A 20,810-nucleotide genomic window follows, 5' to 3' on the forward strand; every position below is an offset into this window, starting at 1 on the left:
CAGGACCCGGCCGAGGCAGACAACTTCCGCAACACCGTCCTCCTCGCTGTCGAGGCAGCCGCACAGCCCCACCAGGGCCGGCCCAACCCCGTGACAGCCGAGATGGCCCGCAAGATCACCGCGGCCCTCGAGGCCGCCAGGGCAGCCACTTCGGACAGCGGGACCGCGCCGGTGGCTGCTGCCGGGCACGATCGCCCGGAGCTGCAGCAGGCCCAGAGATCGTCGATTCCGGTATCGCCGGGATTACGCTGCGCGTGCACGACGAGCGGGGCGAGTGGGTCGGCAGCGCCGGGGTGAGCAAGCTCGGCGAGGCAGCCGAGCCACCTGTCGACGGGCACGTCCGGATCGGCAGTAACACCAAGACGTTCACCGCGACCCTGGTGCTGCAGTTGGTGGCCGAGGGCAAGATCGGGCTGGACACGCCGGTGGCGGACTACCTGCCCGAGTTCGGGCTGGACGAGCGGATCACGGTGCGGATGCTGCTGCAGCACACCAGCGGAATCTTCAATTTCACCGGGGAGTACTACGAAGACGGGACGTTCGCACCGGGGATCCCCGCCACCACGGCGGGCAAGGAGTGGGTGGACATCCGATTCAAGACCTACCAGCCGGAGGACTTGGTGCGGCTGGCGTTGTCCAAGCCGGCACGGTTCGAGCCGGGAGCGGGCTGGAGCTACTCCAACACCAACTACGTGCTGGCCCGGCTGCTGATCGAGAAGGTCACCTGCCGCCCGGTCGCCCAGGAGATGCAGCGGCTGATTCTGGGGCCGCTCGGGTTGACGGGCACCGTGGCACCGACCACCCAGACCGAGATCCCCGAGCCGCACGCCCACGCCTACTACCGGTACGAGGACGGCGGGCAGGAGGAGACCGTCGACGTCACCCGGCACAACCCCTCCTGGATCTCCAGCGGCGGTGACATGATCTCGACGACCCGCGACCTGCACACCTTCATCTCCGCACTGATGAGCGGCGAACTCTTGCCGGCGGAACTGCTGGCCGAGATGTGCACGCCGCGCCCGACGCCCGTCCCGAACATGGGCTATGGCCTGGGCGTGTTCGTGCAGGACGCGGGCCGCGGTGGCACCGTCGTCACCCACAACGGCGGCGCCGCGGGTCATGCGGCGATGATGTTCAGCACGCCCGATGGCAGCAAGACCCTGACCGCCGCGCTGAACTATGTGGACGACGCCGCACTGTCGCTGGCCGTGCCCTTCCAGAAGGCCACACAGCGGCTCGTCAACGAGGTGTTCTGCGGCGGGAAGGCCGATCCGGCCCGGCCGACGGGCTGAACGCGAACCAGGGCCGTGCCGGCTCGCCGAGTGCGGCGCGGCGCATCGACGACTCCGCCGCGGTGTACGCCTGCGCGGCCGGGCCCGAGCATGAGGCAGGCTGAGCAGATGAGCAACGGAGTCACGATCGGGCAGGCGGCGGCATTCGTCGGCGTCACGGTCAAGACGGTGCGGCATTACCACAAGTTGGGGCTGGTCGAGGAGCCCGAACGCGACAGCTCTGGTTACCGGAGGTACGGATCGGCCGAGTTGCTGCGTCTGGTGCAGGTCCGGACCCTTGCCGGGGCGGGCGTGCCGTTGGCCGATATCGGGCCTCTGCTCGACGCCGACACCGCGTCGTTCACCGCCGCGCTCGCCGACGTCGAGCGGCAGCTCACCGAGCGGATCGAGGAGTTGACCGCGCGGCGTGACACGCTGCACCGGCTCGCCGACGGCAACCGGGCGCTGCTGCCCGACCGTGCGGTGGCGCTGCTGGAGCGGATGCCCGGCCTCGGCTTCACCGCCGACGAGGTGGCCGCCGCCCGGGAGGGGTGGGTGCTGGCCAGAGCCCTGGTCCCCGAGGGCTTCGACGACTACCTCACGCACGTCGAGCGCGCCCTCGAAGACCACCGGTTCGTCGCCTTGAGCAAGCGTGCCGCCGAAGCCGCGGCCTGGGGACCGGACGATCCCCGCATCGCCGAACTCGCCACGGACATGGCCGAGCACTACCTCGCCAACCCCGCACAGCTGAAGATCGTGACCGGCCTGCAAGCCCGTACCGAGGCCGCGACCCGGTACAGGCTGATCACCCAACACGCCGCAGAGCAGGCGCCGGCCTCGGCCCGGCTGGCCGCGCTCGTCGTGTCCAAGCTGCGCGCCGCCGGCATCCATGTCCCTGCACCGGACTCCCACTGACCGCACTCCGGCCCGCCGACGGCCCGGCCCGTACGGCCCTGGTGATCGGAACAGAGTCGATGTCACCGCTGATCCTGGACGCGCTGGCCGGCACCGGCGACGCCCGGTCGTCATCGGTGGGAGACGACCGTGAATTGAGGTGAACATTGTGAAGCGCTTGTGAGAGGCTTCTGATGACCATGTGGCACATGAGGTGTGCCGTCATCACATCGCAGGGGGAGTCTTCATGACCATTGCCCGACGTCGGCGTGCGCTTCGGGGCGCGCTGGCCGCAACCGCCGTCGCGGCGGCGATGGCCGCCACGGCCGGTACGGCCTTCGCGTCCGGCGACCCGGCCGGGGCCGGCCGGATCCGTGCCGCGGCCGGGGCGGAGCAGCAGGCCCGGGGCATCCAGAGCGCGCGTCAGGGCGCGTCGGCGACCGGCCAGGTGGAAACGCCCAGCTTCTCGATGCCGGCCGTGCACAAGCGGACGAACGAGCTGTACCTGTACTTCCCGAACGGCAAGGGCGGCTTCGGTCCGCGGGACCACATCGCGCTCGACTACAGCCCCTTCGCGGGCTTCATCGACGTCGACAACGACAACGACGGGTACGACGACGGGAGTTACGACCTCTACAAGGACGGGAGGCTGGACTACCTGTTGATCGTGGACGGCTCCGTGCACACCACGCACGTCGGCACGGGGTGGAACACCTACAGGACGGTCCTCTCCCCCGGAAACCTCGGCGGGGCCCAGGAGGACGACCTCCTCGGCGTCGACAAGGCCGGTGTGCTGTGGGAGTACCTCGCCCGCCCGGACGGCACCCTGACCTCGCGCAAGCAGGTCGGCACCGGCTGGGGCCAGTACACCCAGATCGCCGGCCAGGGTGACCTGACCGGTGACGGCAAGGCCGACATCGTCGCCCGCGACAAGTCCGGCGTCCTGTGGCTCTACAAGGGCACCGGCGACTACAAGGCGCCCTTCGCCGCCCGTACGAAGATCGGCGCCGGCTGGAACATGTACGACCGGCTGCTGTCGGTCGGCGACATGGACTCCGACGGCACGTCGGACCTGATCGCCCGCAAGCCGAACGGTGACCTGTACCGGTACTCGGGCACGGGCAACGCCCAGTCCGTGTACCAGAAGCCGGTCAAGATCGGCAACGGGTTCCAGGTCTTCAACCTGCTGTAGCGGGTACGGGCGCCGACCGGAGATCCGGTCGGCGCCCGCTGCTCTCCCCCCGGGGGTCACCGGTTCCTGATCACTGTTCGGTCGCCGGGTGCCCCTTCCCCCACGCCCAGGCGAGGCGGTCCGCGCCGGAGGTGTTGGTGGTGGCCAGGCCCAGGCGGGTTCCGCTGCCGGTGAGGGTCTGGATGCTGTAGGTGTCGCCGGTGCGCAGGCCCGGCCAGTAGACCGACCCCATGTGCAGCTCCCGGAAGACGTCCGTGTCGGCCTGGATGAAGGCGACCGAGTTCGGGTCGCTGCTGGCCGACGCGGGCCGGTTGTAGTCCAGTCCGGTCGTCATGGGGGCGCCGAACTCGTCGGCGACGGTGCGGGGGGCGCAGTTCCCGAGGCGTGCCTTGAGGTCGCCGACCCACTCGGAGTAGGTGGCGCTCGACTTCCAGAAGCCGTAGTGGTGCAGGGACAGGTAGGTGCCGTCGAGGCGGTGGTCCGCGCAGACGCTGACGACGCTGTCGTTGTAGCCGCTGCCGCTGACGAAGATCCTGTTTCTGGGGATCGACGGGTAGGTGCTGATCCACTGCGCCGCCAGGTCGGCCCACGCCTGCGCGGTGTAGCCGTGCGGCTCGTTCATCGGCTCGAAGTAGACCAGCGGGTTGCGCTGGTAGGCGCGGGTGACGGTGCCCCACATGCGCCAGAAGTCGGGCAGGTTGTCGACGAAGCCGTCCTTCTGGGCGCCGGTGCCCTCCCAGTAGCTGAGGATGACCTTGAAGCCGTGGGCGGTGGCCGCGTCGATGACGGCACGGTAGGAGCTCCAGTAGGAGCCGTTCACGGTGTACGGGTTGATCGGCAGCCGCACCGTGTTGGCGTGGAGGTTCTTGCGGAATCCCTTGATGACGCCGTCGGCCTTGGCGTAGGTGGTGGCGTAGTCGTCGGAGAGGCTCAGACCGGACAGGACCACGGGGTCGTTGGCGTAGTTGTCGCGGGGGTCCGCCCAGTTCACACCGTTGAACTGGCTCGGGTTGAGGGAGGCGGCCGGCCTGTCGGCGCCCGATGCCGGGACGGTGGCCAGGCCGATGAGGGCACCGCTGCTCAGGGCGACCGCTGCTGCGACGACGGTGCGGGTGAGTCTGGTGGTGCGCTGTGCGGCCCTGCGGGCGGAGCGGAACATGTGCGGGGACCTTCCTGTGCGGGTGGGGTGACAGACAGCGTGCGGACGCGCGGAACGGCGCACCGGGGAGGAAGAACCTGCGATGCCCTGGGGCGGCAGCGGCAGGCGCGGAAGCAACAGCCACGGGAGCCTGACATGCACTGTCGTGCTCGGACGATCACCTTTCGGGCGAGAGCCTCGCCGCAGGGGCCGGGGGGTGTCAAGGCATCCGACAGGACTTCGTCAAACCATTACAGGAAGTGAGGGCGGGAAGTGAGGCCTGTGGGTCGACCCGGTCGCGAACCGGGCGCGGCACCGCGGAAACCCGGCACGGTGACCCCGGAAGTCCGAGGCGGTCACCGCGGAAGCCCTGCGCGGACTTGCAGGAAAGTTGAGCTTCGTCGTATAAGAAATGCCGGTCATCGTCTTTCTCACGAGGAAGGTGATCGATGGGCGAGGGCTGGACGTTCGCCGGGGAGGCCACGCAGGGCGGCGGGGACTCCGTGACCCTGATCGAGGGGTCGTCGTTCTGCCTGTCCGAGCGGGGCGGGGACCTCGTGCCCGGCACGCCCCACGGACTCTTCCACCGCGACACCCGCATCCTGTCCGCCTGGCAACTACGCCTGGACGACGAGGAGATCGACCCGCTCTCCGTCATCGCGCAGGAGCCGTACGAGGCCCTGTTCCTGGGGCGGGCCCGACCGCGTCCCGGGCACAGCGAGGCCACCGTCCTGCTCGAGCGGCGCCGCTTCGTGGGCGCGGGCATGCGCGAGGACCTGGTGCTGCGCAACCTCGGCAACGAGGCCGCCGCCTGTGTGCTCACGCTGCGCGTCGAGGCCGACTTCGCCGACCTGTTCGAGGTGAAGGAGGGGCGGGTACGGCCGCGCGGGCAGTACGGCGTCGACTACGGCGACGGGGTGCTCGCCCTCAACCGGCAGTGGCGGGGCGAGAGTCGCGGGGTGCGGATCGTCGCGGAGGGCGCGATCAGCTCGCCGGGGCAGCTCACCTTCCGGGCGGTCGTGCCGCCGCGCGGCACCTGGCGGTCCTCCGTGCTGGTCACTCCGGTGATCGACGGAGTGGAGACGCCGACGTCGTTCCCGCTGGAGCGGCCGGTGGAGCAGGCCGGGCCCTCGGTGCGGACGACCGAGTGGCGGGAGTCCGGACCGCGGATCAAGGTGGCCGACGAGTCGCTCGCGCTCACCCTGCGGCGGAGCAGCCAGGACCTGGGCGCGCTGCGGATCTTCGACCCGGAGCGGCCCGACACGCCCGTGGTGGCGGCCGGCGCGCCCTGGTTCATGGCGCTGTTCGGCCGGGACTCGATCCTCACCGCGCTGATGTCGCTGCCGCTGGACCCCCAGCTCGCCCTCGGCACCGCCCAGACGCTCGCCCGCCACCAGGGCACGAAGACGGACCCGGTGACCGAGGAGGAACCGGGCCGCATCCCGCACGAGTTGCGGTTCGGCGTCGAGGCCTCGCTCGCGCTCGGCGGCACCGTCTACTACGGCACCGTCGACGCCACCCCGCTGTTCGTGATGCTGCTCGGGGAGCTGTGCCGCTGGGGCGTCGAACCGGACGCCGTGCGGGAACTGCTGCCGCACGCCGACCGGGCGCTGACGTGGATCGAGAAGTACGGCGACCGGGACGGCGACGGGTTCGTCGAGTACCGGCGGGCGACCGACCGGGGCCTGGCCAACCAGGGCTGGAAGGACTCCTGGGACGGCGTCAACAGCGCCGACGGCAGGATCGCGGAGACGCCCATCGCGCTCGCCGAGGTCCAGGGCTACGTCCACGGCGCCTACCTGGCGCGGGCGCTGCTCGCCGAGCGGTTCGGCGACCCGGACTCGGCCGAGCGGTGGCGGGAGCGGGCGCGGCGGCTCAAGGAGCGCTTCAACGAACGGTTCTGGCTGCCGGAGCGCGGCTGGTACGCCGAGGCCCTGGACGGCGAGAAGCAGCCGGTGGACGCGCTCGCCTCCAACATGGGGCACTGCCTGTGGACGGGCATCGTCGACGCCGGCAGGGCGCCCGCGGTCGCCGAACGGCTGCTGTCGCCCGAGATGTTCAGCGGCTGGGGCGTGCGCACACTGGCCACGTCCATGGCCGCGTACAACCCGATGAGCTACCACAACGGCTCGGTGTGGCCGCACGACAGCGGCATCGTCGCCGCCGGGCTCATGCGCTACGGCTTCACCGACCACGCCCGGCGCGTCGCCGAGGCCGTCCTGGACGCCGCGGCGGCCTTCGGCGGCCGGCTACCGGAGCTGCTGTGCGGCTTCGACCGCGCCGAGTACGCGCAGCCCGTCCCGTACCCGGCGGCCTGCTCCCCGCAGGCCTGGGCGTCCGCCACGCCCCCGTACCTGCTGCGCGTGCTGCTGGGCGCGGAGGTGTGCGTCCCGCACGGCGTCGTCCGCATCGACCCGCACCTGCCCGCCCGCTTCGGTGCCCTGCGCCTGACCGACGTGCCACTGGGCACGGCCCGGGTGGGTGTCACGGTGGCCGAGAACGGCGGCGTCGAGGTGACCGGGCTGCCGTCCGGCATGACGGTGACTCAGGAGCGCTGCGTCTGCACGGCGGTGGATCCGCCGCACTGACACACCGCCCGTCCCTCTCCGGCTTTCCTCCTCCGAACCGCCGCCGCGGCCGACGCCGCCCGCGGCCGGTGACACCCACACCCCTCGCCCGCGCATCCGGGCACGACATGGCACACCGCGGCGAACCATCCCCGCCCGGGGCATGGCCGTGTCGTGCGCGGATGATCGGGCGCGACCGGAAAGGAGTTGTTCGTGAGCAACCGGCCGCTTCGTATCGCCATGGTCGCGCCGCCGTGGTTCGAGCTCCCGCCGCGCGGCTACGGGGGCATCGAGGCGATGTGCGCCGACCTCACCAACGCCCTGGTGGCCCGCGGCCATGACGTCACCCTGATCGCCGCGGGCCGCAACGGCACCCGCGCGCACCGCATGCTGCGCACCTACGACGTGCCGCAGGGCCCACGCCTGGGCGAGCCGTTGCCCGAGGTGTGGCACGCCGCTGCCGCCGCTCGCTTCCTGGACGACCTGGACGTCGACGTCGTGCACGACCACACCCTCGCCGGTCCGCTGCTCGCCCGCGGCCGGAGCGTCCCCACCGTGGTCACCACCCACGGCCCGCTGGACGGTGAACCCGGCGACTACTACCGGAAGTTGGGCGACAGCGTGCACCTCGTCGCCATCTCGGAGTCGCAGCGGGCCCAGGCGCCCGACCTCAACTGGGCGGGCACGGTGCACAACGCGCTGCGCGCCTGCGACTTCCCCTACCGGCGCGAGAAGGAGGACTGGGTCCTCTTCCTGGGCCGCTGCACCCCCGACAAGGGCATGCACCTGGCCATCGACGCCGCCCGCGCCGCGGGCCGGGAGATCAAGATGGCCGCCAAGTGCAGCGAACCCGCCGAACGCGCCTACTTCGACGAGTACATCGCACCGCGGCTCGGCCCGGGCGTGGAGTGGCTGGGCGAGGTGGACGGCGACCGCAAGAAGCAGTTGCTGGCCCGGGCGCGCTGCCTGCTGTTCCCGCTGCAGTGGGAGGAGCCGTTCGGCATGGTGATGATCGAGGCGATGGTGTGCGGCACGCCCGTGGTCACCCTGCGCCGCGGCTCGGTACCGGAGGTCGTGCTCGACGGCGTGACCGGCCTGGTCCGCGACGACGTGAGCGAACTGCCCGACGCGATCGAGGCGGCGGGCACGCTGGACCCGCGGGACTGCCGCAACCACGTCATCGAGCACTTCCAGCCGGAGACCATGGCGGCCGGGTACGAGGCGGTGTACCGCACGGTGGTCGCCTCCGCCGCGACGGCCCCGGCTCCCATGGTGCCCGCGCCCAGGCGGGAGGACATGCTGCCGGTGGCCTGACGCCACCAAGCCCTATGTGCGGACGCTGCCCCCGCTGAGCGCCTGGACCTCGGCGTACGTCGGAGCCGTACCGGTGGGCCGGCGGCCGGAGCCGACCGCTTCGGCCGCCTCGACCGCCGCGCCGAGGGCCAGGCGGTACAGGAGCGAGCCCAGGCTGACCCGGCGCACCCCGAGGCCGGCGAGAGCGGGAAGAGCGGGACCGGCGGGTGACCAGAGGACGTTGAGCGGGACCTCCACGCGCCGTACCAGGTCCTCGATGCGGCGCGGGTCGCTCAGGCCGGGCACGAACACGCCGTCCGCGCCCGCCTCCTGGTACGCGTCCAGGCGGCGCAGTGTGTCCGTCCCGTCCCCGTCGCCGAGCCAGTACGTGTCCGTGCGGGCGTTCACGAAGAGGTCCGGCACGGCGCGCTTGACGGCGGCGATCTTCGCGGCATGCGACGCGACGGGCCCGAGTCCGTCCTCCAGGTTGACGCCGACGGCTCCGGCGGCGTGGAGTCGGCGGGCCAGCTCCGCGACCTCTTCCGGGTCGTCGCCGAAGCCGCCCTCGGCGTCGACGGACAACAGGAAGGTGCCGCCGCCGAGCCGGCGTGCGAGGCGCAGGGTCGCCTCCCGGGTCGCCGCCGCACCGTCGGGCAGGCCGCCGGCCGCGGCGACACCGAGACTGGTGGTGCCGATCGCGCCGAACCCCGCGGCGGCGAGGGCGGCCGCGGAGGCGTGGTCCCAGGCGTTGGGCAGGAACAGCGGCGTGTCCGCGTGGTGAAGGGCGGCGAAGGGAGTCACCGGAACTCCTCTACGGCATCGGGGAGATCAGGGCATCGGCGTGCCGCCGGGCTCGCCGGCGGTGCAACTCCGCAGAACACTAGGGCCCCGTCGTTTCGGTGCCCGCCGAAGCGTCAACGGCCCGGTCGGCCGGGCGACGCCACCCTCACCGAGACCTGGGGCGCCCCGGTTCCGGTCGGGACGCCCCAGGGGCTTTCGGTCGGGGACTGTCGGCGAGTTCCCCGTTCGGGAGGGGCCTAACGTGAAAGACCCTCCGGTATCAGATCTTGCGCCACCAACGCGTCGCGCACCAGACCCGCGTACACAGTCGCGCCATGGACGGACGTATGCGTGTTGTCGCGCTTCTCGTTGTACAGATAGATCGACTTGGAGCCCTCGACGCCCAGCGACTCCACCAGCGCCTTCGTCCTGGCCGTCAGGTCGACCAGCGGGACGTGCTGGGCGGCGGCCACCGAGCGGATCACCGCGGGGTGGTCCACACCGAGGCCGTTCACCAGCAGGGCGGTGCCGTTGTTCAGCGTACCGTCGGCATTGAACCAGCGGCGGACGATCGGTGTGACGAGCACCGGTTCACCGCCCTTGTCCCGCACGCCCGCGACGAGGGTCTCCAGGTTCGTACGGTACGTCACCTCGTCGGTCTGCTTGTCGTTGTGGGCGAGTTGGACGAGGACCAGGTCGTGGGGGCGGATCAGCGGCTGGACGGTCGCCCACAGCCGGGGGTCGGCCAGGTAGGTGACCGTACTCTCCCCGGAGTCCGCGTAGTTGGCGACCGCCAAGCCCTTGCGCAGGAACTGCGGGAGTTGCTGGCCCCAGCCCGAGTACGGGTCGGCGGGCTGGTCGCACACCGTGGAGTCGCCGATGAGGAAGATCCGGCGGACGTGCCGCGCGGGGGTGACGCGGATGCCCGCGAGGGCCGGGGCCGGGCCGCCGACGGCCAGGTCCAGGCCCGGGGAGCCGTCGGGGCCGGTCGGTTCGCCCTCGGGGGTGCGGACGTTCACGGTGAAGCTGCGGTGGACGCGGTGGCCCGCGCCGACGGCCGTCTCGGGGAGCAGGGAGCGGCGGGTCTCCCCCGTGATGGCGGTACGGGACGCGTCGGCGCCGCCGAGTTCCACGCTCACGTCGTAGTCGCCGGGCGGCACGTCGAAGTGGCAGGCGGTCGCCGAGCAGTTCTCCATGCCGAGGCCGTCGTGCGCGCGGCCGTGCGCCTGGGCCGAGGCGGCCGGCACCAGGGACACGGCGGTCAGCGTCACCAGCAGTGCGAGGGTGAAACGTCTCATTGGGGCTCCTCCGGGGACGACGGGACCCTGGGGGCTGGACCGTACCCGTTCCGGCAAGCGCTTTCTAGAGGAAGACGCGAATTGGCGCGACGCCCGACTTCCTTACCGCGAAGGCCCTTTCGCGAAATCGATTCAACTGTCACTCTGCGAGACACCCGCACCGCACCCCCACCTCCCGGAGGAGGCATCCCCCCATGTCCGGAACCGATCCCAGAGCGGTCCGTCGCCGTACCTTCGTGCTGGGCACCGCGGCCGCCGCCGGCACCGCCGTCCTCGCCGGCCCGCTCGCCTCCCAGGCGTCGGCCGCGAGCTTCGGCTGGAGCGACGACGGCTCGAACTACGTCGTCGACACCGGCGCCAACCTCGTCTTCAAGGTCAGCAAGACCAACGGCGACCTGACCTCGCTGGTCTACCGCGGCACCGAGTACCAGGGCTACGGCGGCAAGAACTCGCACATCGAGTCCGGCCTCGGCACTTCCGCCGTCACCGTCAAGCAGTCGGGTTCGACGATCCTCATCTCCGTCGTGTACGGCACGCTGCGGCACTACTACGCGGCCCGCAGCGGCGAGAACAACATCTATCTGTGGACCGACAAGGCGGACTCGTCCGTCACGGCGACCCGGTACATCGTGCGCGTCAAGGCGGGCAGATTCCTCAACGACGAGCCGGACTCGTACACGTACGCGCCCACCACCATCGAGGCCTCGGACGTGTTCGAGAAGTCCGACGGGCAGACCCGCTCGAAGCACTACTCCAGACGCCGCGTCATCGACTACGACTACATCGGCTGGGCGGCCGGCGGCGTCGGCCTGTGGATCGTGCGCAGCAATCACGAGAAGGCCTCCGGCGGCCCGTTCTACCGCTCCCTGCTGCGGCACCAGAGCGCGGACGGCGGCGGGCTGTACGAGATCCTGTACTACGGCGAGAACCAGACCGAGGCGGAGCGCTACGGCCTCCAGGGCCCGTACGTCATCGCCTTCACGGACGGTGGGGCGCCGTCGTCGTCGCTGTACCACGACAACCTGACGACTCCCTGGGCGGACTCGCTCGGCATGTCCGGGTACGTGCCCGACAGCGGGCGGGGCCGGGTCGCCGGCGTCGGCATCGCCGGCCGGGACACCGCGTACCCGTACACGGTGGGGCTCGCCAACTCCTCGGCGCAGTACTGGGGTTCGGCCCGGTCCTCCGACGGCTGGTTCTCGATCCCGCGCGTCCTGCCGGGGACGTACACACTGACGGTCTACAAGGGCGAACTGGCCGTCCACACGGGTTCGGTGACGGTCTCGGCGGGAGCCACCACCACCCTCAACACGATCACCGTCCCCGCCTCCGACGACCCGGGCAACGCGAGCGCGATCTGGCGGATCGGCACCTGGGACGGCACGCCGAGCGGGTTCAAGAACGCGGACCTCATGACATACGCCCACCCGTCCGACGTGCGGGCCGCGTCCTGGACCGGCAACGTGGTGATCGGCAGCGGCAGCGAGACGTCGTCCTTCCCCTGCTACCTGTGGAAGGACGTCAACAGCGGCCTGATCGTCTACTTCAGGCTGACCGCGGCGCAGGCCGCCGCCGCGCACACCCTGCGGATCGGCGTCACGACGGCCTACGCGAACGGCCGGCCGCAGATCACCGTCAACGACTGGACGTCGTCGATCCCCTCGCCGCCCGCCCAGCCGAGCACCCGGTCGCTGACCGTGGGCTCGTACCGGGGCAACAACCACACCTTCAGCTACAGCGTTCCGGCCAGTGCCTGGCTCACGGACACCAGCCGGTACAACGTGCTGAAGATCAACGTGGTGAGCGGCTCGGGGACGACGGGTTATCTCAGCGCGGGCACGGCGATCGACGCGATCGACCTGCTGGCCTGAGCCGCAGGGGCCCCGATCCCTCCCGACCCCGACGGGAGGGATCTCGCCGGACGATCACCGGATGACTCTCGTGACGGTGTGAGCGGCCGCCCGGGCGGAACCGGCGGCGGCTCTCACCCGCCTGCCCTCACCGTGTCGGCGACCGGGACGCCGAAGTCCGGGGTCCCGTCCGGCTTCCAGCCGAGCTTCTGCACGCGGGTGTGGCGGTTCGGGTCGTTCAGAGGGTCGCCGGTGATCTCCTTGTACTGACGGGCGTGGTAGACGAGCACGTCGGTGCGGCCGTCCTCGGCGACGGTGAAGCAGTTGTGCCCCGGGCCGTACTGACGGGTGGTGTCGTTGCTGGTGAAGACGGGCGTCGGGGACTTCGACCAGCTCGCGGGATCCATGAGGTCGCTGTCGGCGTCGGCGGTGAGCAGGCCGACGCAGTAGTGCCAGTCGGTCGCGCTCGCCGAGTAGGTGAGGAAGACGCGGCCGTGGCGCTGCAGGACGTACGGTCCCTCGTTGACCTTGTAACCGACGCACTCCCAGTCGTACTCCGGGGTGGACAGCCGTATCTGAGGGCCTGTGAGGGTCCAGGGGTTCGCCATCTCGGACAGCCAGAGGGCGGTGTTGTTGTCCATGCCGGGCTCGTGCTGGGCCCAGGCCAGGTAGCGGGTGCCCCGGTGGGTGAACGTGGTGGCGTCCAGGGAGAAGGTCTCCCAGGCGGTCTTGATCTGGCCCTTCTCGACCCAAGTTCCCTTCAGCGGGTCGGCGTTGCCGTTCTCCAGGACCCAGATGCGGATCTTCCACACGTCCTCGGCGGGCGCGGAGGCGAAGTAGATGTACCACTTGCCACCGATGCGGTGCAGTTCGGGCGCCCAGATGTGCGCCGCCATGTCGCCGGTGGGGTGGGCCCTCCAGATGACGGACTCGGTGGCCGAGGAGAGGCCGTTGATGGTGCGGGAGCGGCGCAGGACGATCCGGTCGTACTCGGGGACGGTGGCCGTGAAGTAGTAGAAGCCGTCGGTGTGGCGGTGGATGTGGGGGTCGGCGCGCTGCTCGACGAGCGGGTTCACGTAGCGGGCTGCTTTCCTGCTCGGTGGGGTTCCGCCGTGCTCGGGCGGAGCCGAGGGCTCGGGGGAGGGTACGGCCGCCTCGGCGACACCGGGAACCACGGCCAGGGCGCCCGCGGCCAGGGCGCCCTTCAACATCAGTCTGCGGCCGTGCGCTTGGGGCAGGTGGGGGTCGCGGCTCATGCGGACTGCCTCTCAAGGGGCTTCAGGGAGCGGTTCGTTCGAAATTCCGTACTGCATCTGTGATTCCGAACATTTCCGGACGCCGAAAAGGTAAGGGTGGGGTGGCGGGAGGTCAACGGGTCGGCAGCGACAGGCGGAAACCGCTTGCCGATTTTCTGTTATCCGACGCCTCCGTCGCCCGTCTCCCCCGGCGTGCGCAGCCATATCCACAGAACAGCAGCGGTCGCCGGCGCCCTCGCGGCGGTCGCCCTCACACTCGCCGCTCCCCCCGCCTCCGCCGCCGGATCGCGGGACGTCACCGCGGACGTGCTCGCGGGCCGCGACGTGACCCTCTCGGGTGACACGGTGGTGACCGTGCCCGCCGGAACCACCACCTACGGCGGGGCGTTCCACGGCGAGGGCACGCTCACCGTGCGCGGCAGCGGGACGCTGATCCTGACGAAGGACAGCGACTTCACCCTGCCGGCGTCCCGGCAACGGCAGCGCGTCACCACCCAGGGCGGCAACCACCCGTACACCACGGTGACGAACCCCGATCCGCCGGCGATCACCGTGGAGCGCGGCGCGACGCTGCAGTACGGCACCGGCGGCGGCGCCGGCCTGATCGGCCACTTCCCGTACAACACCCCCGGTTACCGGCTCAACCAACTGAACATCCGGGTGGACGGCACCCTGCGCCTGTCCCTGACCCGCACCTTCAACCTCGGCACCATCAGCGGCTCGGGCCTGGTCACCCAGCCCCGGAACATGTGGGGGACCCTGGACCTGGCCGGTACGCACCCCTTCTCCGGCGTCATCGACAACGGCACGGGCACGGCGGCCGGCCGCCCCGAGTTCCCGGTCGCACTGCCGGCCGCCCGGGCGATCCTCAACCAGGGTTCCTGGATCATCGACACCCCGCTGAACCAGACGATCACCCTGCGGCAGGACTTCTACCAGCGGGAGTACGGCAGCGACGTCAACGTCCACTCACGGCCCGGCAGCAAGGTGGTGCTCACCGGCCAGTACAGCTACAGCGACCGCGGCGGCGACACGAACCCCTCGCTCAGCGATCCCGGCCTGAACTGGCGGCTCGTGCCGCACCAGGTGAACAAGCGCGGCACCAACATCGAGGGCGCGAACGTCCAGTGGGGCGACGGCACCACGCACCGCATCTTCATGCCGGGCACCAAGGACACCGTCTACATCAACCTGCACGAGGCGAGCGGCCGTCGTTCCCTGCTCACCTTCGACTACGACGGCCCGGTGACACTCGGCGCCCCCATCGGCGGCGGCCGGTACCACGACACGCTGGCCGCGCCCGGCGCCGGGGACGTCGTCATCGCGGGGACCCGCGGCAACGACGTCACCTTCGCGGCGAGCCAGTACTACGACGGGTCGACGACCATAGAGAAGGGGGCGGTGCTGCGCCTGGGCTCGGGGCGGCCGGGCGGGGACGGCACGCTGATGACCGGCACGGAACGACGGCGGATCGTCGACGACGGCACGCTCGTCGTGCGCAACACCTCCACCCCCGTGTCGCTGTCCCGGATCGGCGGCAGCGGCTCACTCGTACAGTCGGGCGCCGCCACGACCACGCTGACCGGTGACGCGGTCACCTACACGGGCGCGACGACCGTCACCCGGGGCACCCTGGCCCTGCGCGACGGCGCAACGCTCGCCCACAGCAACGCGATCCGGCTCACGACGACGGGCGCGCGGCTCGACACGGGCCGGGCGGCCCTGCGGGTGGCGACCACGCTCACCGGCCGGGGCACGGTGGCCGGGTCGGTCACGAACGACGGCACGGTGACGGGCGGGCTGACGGTGACCGGCGACTACACGCAGCAGGCCCGGGCCCAACTCGTGCTGCGCGACGGCCCCTTGACGGTGACGGGCCGGGTCCGGCTGGCCGGTGAGCTCGACCTGTCGGACGCCGGATCACCCTCCGCCCGGCAGATCACCGTGCTCGACCACCGGGGCCGCACGAAGACCGACGGCACGTTCACAGGTCTGCGGGAAGGGGCGGAGGTCGAACTCGCCGACACCGCCTACCGCATCAGCTACAAGGGCGGCGACGGCAACGACGTCACCCTGACCGCCGTCGGCGCCACCCCCTCCGCGCAGGCGCTCACCGCCCCGTCGTCCGGTACGACGGACCGCACTCGGACCGCGGACACGTCGGGCGGCGGCTCCCTGGGGTGGTGGCCGGGATACGCGCTCGGGGTCGCGATGGTCGCCGGGCTGATGGTCCCGGCGATCCTCCGCGAGCGCAGCCGCGCGGGAGGACGGCGCGCGGGCCAGGGCGCGGGACCGGGCCCGGGGCAGGGCGGGCGGCACGCGGCCCGATGACAGGGAGAGGCCGCCCTCGGTGCCGGCGGTGGTCCCGCCCGTACCGAGGGCGGCCCTGTGCGGTCGGGCCGCTACGGACTCCCCGTCAGGGCGTTTTCACGAGGTTGCCGGCGATTGCGGCGAGCAGGGCGTCGCCGCAGGCGTCGGAGCTGTCCGCGGCCCAGCAGACGTAGCCGTCGGGACGGATGAGCAGGGCGACGGCGCCCAGATCCTCGGTGCATGTGCCGCGGACGAGGTCGACGCCCGGCGGGAGCGGGAGGTCGGCCGGGACGACCGCGGCCAGATCGAGCAGGACGGCGTGCCCCGAGCCGGACAGCGTGGACAGCCGGGTGGGGCCGGCTTCGGTGACCAGGTCGGCGTCCGGCATCCGCTGTCCGGTGAGCGGATGGTCGCCGGGCAGCTCGTAGCGCAGCGAGAGGCCGGACATCAGTCCCGCGAGGTGGCGGTTGGTGTCGGGCAGCCGCAGCAGGTCGATGAGGATGTCGCGCAGGGCGGCGACGTCCTCGCTCGGGTTCGGGTACGCCAGGACGCGCTGTGCCGACGTGTGGTGCAGAACCTGGGCGCCGACCGGGTGCCGTTCGGCGTGGTAGCTGTCCAGGAGGCCGCTCGGCGCGCGGTCCTGGACGACCGCGGCCAGTTTCCAGCCGAGGTTGAAGGCGTCCTGTACGCCGAGGTTGAGCCCCTGACCGCCCAGCGGCGGGTGGATGTGCGCGGCATCGCCCGCGAACAGGACCCGGCCCACGCGGTACTGCTCCAGTTGCCGCGTGGCGTCGCTGAACCGCGAGGCGTTGTCCACGGCGCCGAGGGTGGTCTCGGGGCCGTACACGGCGTGCAGCGCCGTGGTGATCTCCTCGGGGGTGACGGGGGTGTCGCGGCCGCCGTCCTCCTGGTCCGCGCGCCCGAAGGTGATCCGGTACCGGTCACCGCCGAGAGGGACGAGCATCGCCCAGTAACCGCCCGCGTGACGGGTCAGGCTGCTGATGTGCCCCATCTGCCGCGGCACCAGCGACGAGACGGCGGACAGGCGGATGTCGGCCAGCACCGCCTGATGTGTCCCCGCCCTGCCGGGAAACGGCAGGGCGAGCAGTTTCCGCACCGCACTGTGGCCACCGTCGCACGCCACCAGGTAGTCGGCCCGCACCTGGCGACCGCCCGCCGTCACGACCACACCGTCGTCGTCCGGTTCCACCCCCGTGACGGCCGTGCCGCGCACGACCCGTGCGCCCGCGGCGATCGCCCGCTCCTCGAGCACTTCCTCGATCTCCCACTGGGGGATCACGATCGGGAAAGGGTGTGCGGTGCGCCAGGGTGTGCAGTCCAGGGGCACGGGCAGCATCGCGAAGTGCCCTCCCACCTCCGCACGCGGCACGGCCCGCTTCAGCATCGGCTCCAGGAGCCCGCGCGACTCGAGCAGCTCGGCGGTGCGGGGCTGGATCGCGCCGCCCTTCACCTGCTGGATGCGCTGGGGCAGCTTCTCCAGCACCAGCGTCCCGACTCCGGCCAGAGCCAGTTCGTACGCCAGCATCAGTCCGGTCGGGCCGGCTCCCGCGACGACGACCTCGGTCCTGTTCTCCGTCAACACGTCACTTCCCCCTCGTCTATCGACTCGGGGCAAAAATATACCAGGTGCAGAAATGTTCCGGGGCGAGTTTCTTGCTACGGTGTATGCCGTGGACGGCAAGTCAGGGCTGAGGGAACGGAAGAAGCAGCGGACCCGCGAGGCGATCTCCGACGCGGCGATCACGCTCTTCCTCGAACACGGCTTCAACCAGGTCTCGGTGGCTCAGGTGGCCGAGGCGGCCGAGGTGTCCAAACGCACGCTGTTCGCGTACTTCCCGACGAAGGAAGACCTCGTGGTGCACCGCCTCGCGGACCACGAAACCGAGGCGGCGCGCGTCGTGCGGAACCGCCCGCCCGGCACCGCCCCGCTGACCGCGCTGCGCGAGCACTTCCTCACGGGGCTGCGGGAACGGGACCCGATCACCGGGCTCAGCGATCATCCCCAGGTCCGCAGGCTCCACCGGATGATTCTCGACACGCCCTCACTGGTGGCCCGGATGGAACGCTTCAAGACCGGCGCCGAACGCGCACTCGCCCAGGCACTGCGGGAAACGGCCGACACCCCGGAACTCACCGCGCGGTTGGCCGCCGTCCAGATCGTCGCGGTCCAGTGGGCGCTGGCACAGGACAACGCCGAACGCCTGGCCTACGGGGAGCCGGCCGACGAGCGCTGTGCGGGCGCGGTGGCCGACGCCGAACACGCCTTCGCCCTCCTGGAGAACGGATTGCGGCACCTGACCGCAGGGCGGTGACTGCGGAGAGCTAGTGCTGTGACCGGAAAGGTTTGCCGGGAAGCTCGCGGCGTCCGGTGCGGTACATCGCAAGGCGGAGCATCGCCCGCGTACTGGATGTACTCGGGTGATGCGACAACGCGGCGAGGTGCCGTGCCGGGCGTCGCGAGCCGGTGAACCTTTCCGGTCACAGCGCTAGGCCGCCCCCGTCCGGCGGCCGCGCAGCCACACGTACACGGGGATGCCCGCGAAGAGGAAGAGCACGCCCTGGTAGACGGCCGCGTAGCCGGCGCCCGCGATCAGCCAGAAGGAGAACGCGAAGGACAGGGCCGCGACGATCAGGTCGCGGACCAGCCCTGCCGGGCGGACCCGCTCCCGGGTGCCCTGGGCCAGCCAGTAGAGCTGGGCCGCCGCCGACAGCAGGTACGGGACGCAGCCGGTGAACGTGGTGATCAGGACGAGGACCCGGAAGGTCGTGTCCGGGCCCGCCGTGTAGTTCAGCGCGATCAGCAGCGTGCCCAGGACCGCACATGCCCACACGCCGAAGCCGGGCACCCCGCCCTTGCCGACGCGGGCGAACGGTGCCGGGAAGAGCCCGTCGCGGGCGGCGGCGTACGGCATCTGCGCGGCCAGCAGGATCCAGCCGTTGAGGCAGCCGGTGATGGAGGCGACGGCGACCAGCGCGATGGCGGTGCCGCCCCAGTGGCCGCCGGTCATCGCATCCACGGCGTCCGCGAACGGCGCCCCGGACCCGACCAGCCTGTCGTGCGGGACCAGACCGAAGACGGCGACCGTGCCGAGAAGGTAGACGAGGGCGGAGCCGAGGGTGCCGAGCACGCTGGCGCGGCCCACCGTGCGCTCGGGGTCGCGGACCTCGCCGGCGCTCATCGCCGCGGACTCCACGCCGAGGAAGCTGTAGAGAAGGAGTGCGGCGGAGGCGGCGACCGCGCCGGTCACGCCGTGCCCGGAGGCGTTGAACGGCCCGAAGTTGTCGGCGCGCACGAAGAACAGGCCGACGGTGGCGACGACGAGCAGCGGCACGAACTTCAGGACCGTGGAGACCACCTGCACCGCGCCGACCCAGCGGGTGCCCGCGAAGTTCGCGGCGGCCGGCAGCCAGAGGGCGGCGAGGGCGACGACGGCCTGGAGGACGTGGTCACCGTGCAGGGGTATCAGTACGTCGACGTAGCCGACGACCGCCACGGCGAGCGCGGCGATGCTGACCCAGCACATCGTCCAGTACGACCAGGCCGACAGGAAGCCCGCGAAGTCGCCGAACGCGTCACGGGGGTAGACGTACAGGCCGCCGGTGACGGGGCTGCGCCGGGCGAGCCGGCCGAAGAGGAGGGCGAGGAGCACGGCGGCGACGGACAGCACCACGAAGGCGAGCAGGCTGACGGTGCCGTACGGGGCGACGGTGGCGGGCAGGACGAAGATGCCCCCGCCGATGATGTTGCCCATGACCAGGGCGGTGGCGGCGGCGAGTCCGAAGGTGCGGCGGCGGCCCGGGGCGGCGGGGGCGCGCTCCGGCTCGGTGTCCTCGGTGGTGCTGGTGGCAGTCATGACGCTTTCGGGTGACGGGAGGCGCCCGTGCGACGGCGCACGGAGGGAGGCGGGGAGGGCTGGATCGTATCCCGGCGTTTCACATGGTGGGCGATCTGTTCACGTACTGGACATACGAGGCCGTCGGCCGCCTCGTGGGCCATCGGTGCGAAAACTTCGCTGAGTACCCCGGATCTCCCTCCGCATGCCTCTCTCGGGGGAGTTGTTTCGGCGGGCCGGAATGTTTGCGCGACGCTTTGTTGGGGGCGGTCCGGCTGAGTTAACCTGCGACGGATTTTCTCATCGCGCAGATCCGTGAACTGCGGAAACGCGGGGCGATGAGCGGGCCCGGCAAGGACCCGGCGCGGTTCCGAGTCCCCGGGGTGGGGGCTCTTGGGGAGCGGAACGAGGTGCGCATGACCGGCAAGACGACCGAGGCTGCGGTCCGGGTCCCGGCCGAGCAGGAGCTGCGGCAACTGCTGGCCGGGCTGACCGCCGTGCGGGACGGCGACTTCGGCACCCGGCTGCCGTCGGACGGGGAGGGGCTGCTCGGCGACATCGCCACCGTCTTCAACGGCATGGTGGACCAGTTGTCCGTCTTCACCTCGGAAGTGACGCGCGTCGCACGCGAGGTGGGCACCGAGGGGACGCTGGGCGGTCAGGCGCAGGTGCCGGGGGTCTCGGGCACCTGGGCCGACCTGACCGACTCGGTCAACGCCATGGCGGGCAATCTGACCACCCAGGTGCGCGACATCGCCCAGGTGGCGACGGCGGTGGCCAAGGGCGATCTGTCGCAGAAGGTCGACGTGCCCGCGCGCGGCGAGATCCTGCAGCTCAAGGAGACCGTCAACACGATGGTCGACCAGCTCTCCGCCTTCGCCGACGAGGTCACCCGCGTCGCCCGCGAGGTCGGCAGCGAGGGTCGCCTCGGCGGACAGGCCCAGGTGCCCGGCGTCGGCGGTGTGTGGCGTGACCTCACCGACTCCGTCAACTTCATGGCGGGCAACCTCACCGCACAGGTCCGCAACATCGCCCAGGTGACGACCGCGGTCGCCCAGGGAGACCTCTCCCAGAAGATCACCGTCGACGCCCGCGGCGAGATCCTCG

Annotated in this window: 14 protein-coding genes and 1 pseudogene; 9 read left to right on the forward strand and 6 right to left on the reverse strand. The window is 71.3% G+C overall.

The window, feature by feature from the left end:
* Positions 1–102 precede the first annotated feature (102 nt).
* From ACZ4SW_RS17075 to ACZ4SW_RS17085, 3 genes and pseudogenes are all read left to right on the forward strand, one after another.
* Positions 103–1,292, forward strand: a pseudogene (locus tag ACZ4SW_RS17075) (serine hydrolase domain-containing protein).
* A gap of 108 nt (positions 1,293–1,400) precedes the next feature.
* Positions 1,401–2,186: a MerR family transcriptional regulator gene (locus ACZ4SW_RS17080; RefSeq protein WP_468243452.1), complete on the forward strand. Its 786-nt coding sequence runs from the start codon at positions 1,401–1,403 to the stop codon at positions 2,184–2,186.
* A gap of 226 nt (positions 2,187–2,412) precedes the next feature.
* Positions 2,413–3,357: an FG-GAP-like repeat-containing protein gene (locus ACZ4SW_RS17085; RefSeq protein ID WP_468243454.1), complete on the forward strand. Its 945-nt coding sequence runs from the start codon at positions 2,413–2,415 to the stop codon at positions 3,355–3,357.
* Positions 3,358–3,427: 70 nt separating this feature from the next.
* On the opposite strand, the gene ACZ4SW_RS17090 is transcribed toward ACZ4SW_RS17085, so the two are convergent.
* Positions 3,428–4,516: a glycoside hydrolase family 5 protein gene (locus tag ACZ4SW_RS17090; RefSeq protein ID WP_468243456.1), complete on the reverse strand. Its 1,089-nt coding sequence runs from the start codon at positions 4,514–4,516 to the stop codon at positions 3,428–3,430.
* A gap of 428 nt (positions 4,517–4,944) precedes the next feature.
* Between ACZ4SW_RS17090 and ACZ4SW_RS17095 the strand changes: the two genes are divergently transcribed.
* Entirely contained in the window at positions 4,945–7,083 is a 2,139-nt protein-coding gene (locus ACZ4SW_RS17095) for an amylo-alpha-1,6-glucosidase (RefSeq protein WP_468243458.1), read from the forward strand.
* 192 nt (positions 7,084–7,275) lie between these two features.
* Positions 7,276–8,376 carry a glycosyltransferase family 4 protein gene (locus ACZ4SW_RS17100; RefSeq protein ID WP_468243460.1) on the forward strand — a complete coding sequence of 367 codons (1,101 nt, stop codon included), beginning with the start codon at positions 7,276–7,278 and terminating at the stop codon, positions 8,374–8,376.
* Between the two features lie 12 nt (positions 8,377–8,388).
* Here the strand turns inward: ACZ4SW_RS17100 and ACZ4SW_RS17105 are convergent, their stop codons facing one another.
* Positions 8,389–9,156, reverse strand: coding sequence for an isocitrate lyase/PEP mutase family protein (locus ACZ4SW_RS17105; protein WP_468243462.1), 768 nt, complete (start codon positions 9,154–9,156; stop codon positions 8,389–8,391).
* 236 nt (positions 9,157–9,392) lie between these two features.
* Positions 9,393–10,433 carry a rhamnogalacturonan acetylesterase gene (locus ACZ4SW_RS17110; protein ID WP_468243465.1) on the reverse strand — a complete coding sequence of 347 codons (1,041 nt, stop codon included), beginning with the start codon at positions 10,431–10,433 and terminating at the stop codon, positions 9,393–9,395.
* A 194-nt stretch (positions 10,434–10,627) separates the two neighbouring features.
* Here ACZ4SW_RS17110 and ACZ4SW_RS17115 point away from each other — a divergent pair, with 194 nt between their 5' ends.
* Positions 10,628–12,304, forward strand: a complete 1,677-nt coding sequence (locus ACZ4SW_RS17115; RefSeq protein WP_468243467.1) for a rhamnogalacturonan lyase B N-terminal domain-containing protein — start codon at positions 10,628–10,630, stop codon at positions 12,302–12,304.
* Between the two features lie 113 nt (positions 12,305–12,417).
* Here the strand turns inward: ACZ4SW_RS17115 and ACZ4SW_RS17120 are convergent, their stop codons facing one another.
* Positions 12,418–13,539, reverse strand: a complete 1,122-nt coding sequence (locus ACZ4SW_RS17120; protein WP_468243470.1) for a glycoside hydrolase family 43 protein — start codon at positions 13,537–13,539, stop codon at positions 12,418–12,420.
* A gap of 192 nt (positions 13,540–13,731) precedes the next feature.
* Here ACZ4SW_RS17120 and ACZ4SW_RS17125 point away from each other — a divergent pair, with 192 nt between their 5' ends.
* Positions 13,732–15,870 (forward strand): autotransporter, encoded by a 2,139-nt coding sequence (locus ACZ4SW_RS17125; protein WP_468243472.1) that lies wholly within the window; start codon positions 13,732–13,734, stop codon positions 15,868–15,870.
* A gap of 85 nt (positions 15,871–15,955) precedes the next feature.
* On the opposite strand, the gene ACZ4SW_RS17130 is transcribed toward ACZ4SW_RS17125, so the two are convergent.
* Positions 15,956–17,395: an FAD-dependent oxidoreductase gene (locus ACZ4SW_RS17130; RefSeq protein ID WP_468243788.1), complete on the reverse strand. Its 1,440-nt coding sequence runs from the start codon at positions 17,393–17,395 to the stop codon at positions 15,956–15,958.
* A gap of 145 nt (positions 17,396–17,540) precedes the next feature.
* Between ACZ4SW_RS17130 and ACZ4SW_RS17135 the strand changes: the two genes are divergently transcribed.
* Positions 17,541–18,182: a TetR/AcrR family transcriptional regulator gene (locus ACZ4SW_RS17135; RefSeq protein WP_468243474.1), complete on the forward strand. Its 642-nt coding sequence runs from the start codon at positions 17,541–17,543 to the stop codon at positions 18,180–18,182.
* 174 nt (positions 18,183–18,356) lie between these two features.
* Here ACZ4SW_RS17135 and ACZ4SW_RS17140 read toward each other — a convergent pair whose 3' ends face one another.
* Positions 18,357–19,724, reverse strand: a complete 1,368-nt coding sequence (locus ACZ4SW_RS17140) for an amino acid permease (RefSeq protein ID WP_468243477.1) — start codon at positions 19,722–19,724, stop codon at positions 18,357–18,359.
* Between the two features lie 395 nt (positions 19,725–20,119).
* Between ACZ4SW_RS17140 and ACZ4SW_RS17145 the strand changes: the two genes are divergently transcribed.
* The coding region (locus tag ACZ4SW_RS17145; RefSeq protein WP_468243479.1) for a HAMP domain-containing protein at positions 20,120–20,810 on the forward strand (691 nt) is incomplete at its 3' end.

The sequence above is a fragment of the Streptomyces sp. NPDC028331 genome (genome assembly GCF_055565775.1).

Excerpts from the sequence above, each read along its gene's own strand:
- ACZ4SW_RS17080 (WP_468243452.1), top strand. The coding sequence starts at position 1,401 with ATGAGCAACGGAGTCACGATCGGGCAGGCGGCGGCATTCGTCGGCGTC.
- ACZ4SW_RS17085 (WP_468243454.1), top strand. The coding sequence starts at position 2,413 with ATGACCATTGCCCGACGTCGGCGTGCGCTTCGGGGCGCGCTGGCCGCA.
- ACZ4SW_RS17090 (WP_468243456.1), bottom strand. The coding sequence starts at position 4,516 with ATGTTCCGCTCCGCCCGCAGGGCCGCACAGCGCACCACCAGACTCACC.
- ACZ4SW_RS17095 (WP_468243458.1), top strand. The coding sequence starts at position 4,945 with ATGGGCGAGGGCTGGACGTTCGCCGGGGAGGCCACGCAGGGCGGCGGG.
- ACZ4SW_RS17110 (WP_468243465.1), bottom strand. The coding sequence starts at position 10,433 with ATGAGACGTTTCACCCTCGCACTGCTGGTGACGCTGACCGCCGTGTCC.
- ACZ4SW_RS17115 (WP_468243467.1), top strand. The coding sequence starts at position 10,628 with ATGTCCGGAACCGATCCCAGAGCGGTCCGTCGCCGTACCTTCGTGCTG.
- ACZ4SW_RS17120 (WP_468243470.1), bottom strand. The coding sequence starts at position 13,539 with ATGAGCCGCGACCCCCACCTGCCCCAAGCGCACGGCCGCAGACTGATG.
- ACZ4SW_RS17130 (WP_468243788.1), bottom strand. The coding sequence starts at position 17,395 with ATGCTGGCGTACGAACTGGCTCTGGCCGGAGTCGGGACGCTGGTGCTG.
- ACZ4SW_RS17140 (WP_468243477.1), bottom strand. The coding sequence starts at position 19,724 with ATGACTGCCACCAGCACCACCGAGGACACCGAGCCGGAGCGCGCCCCC.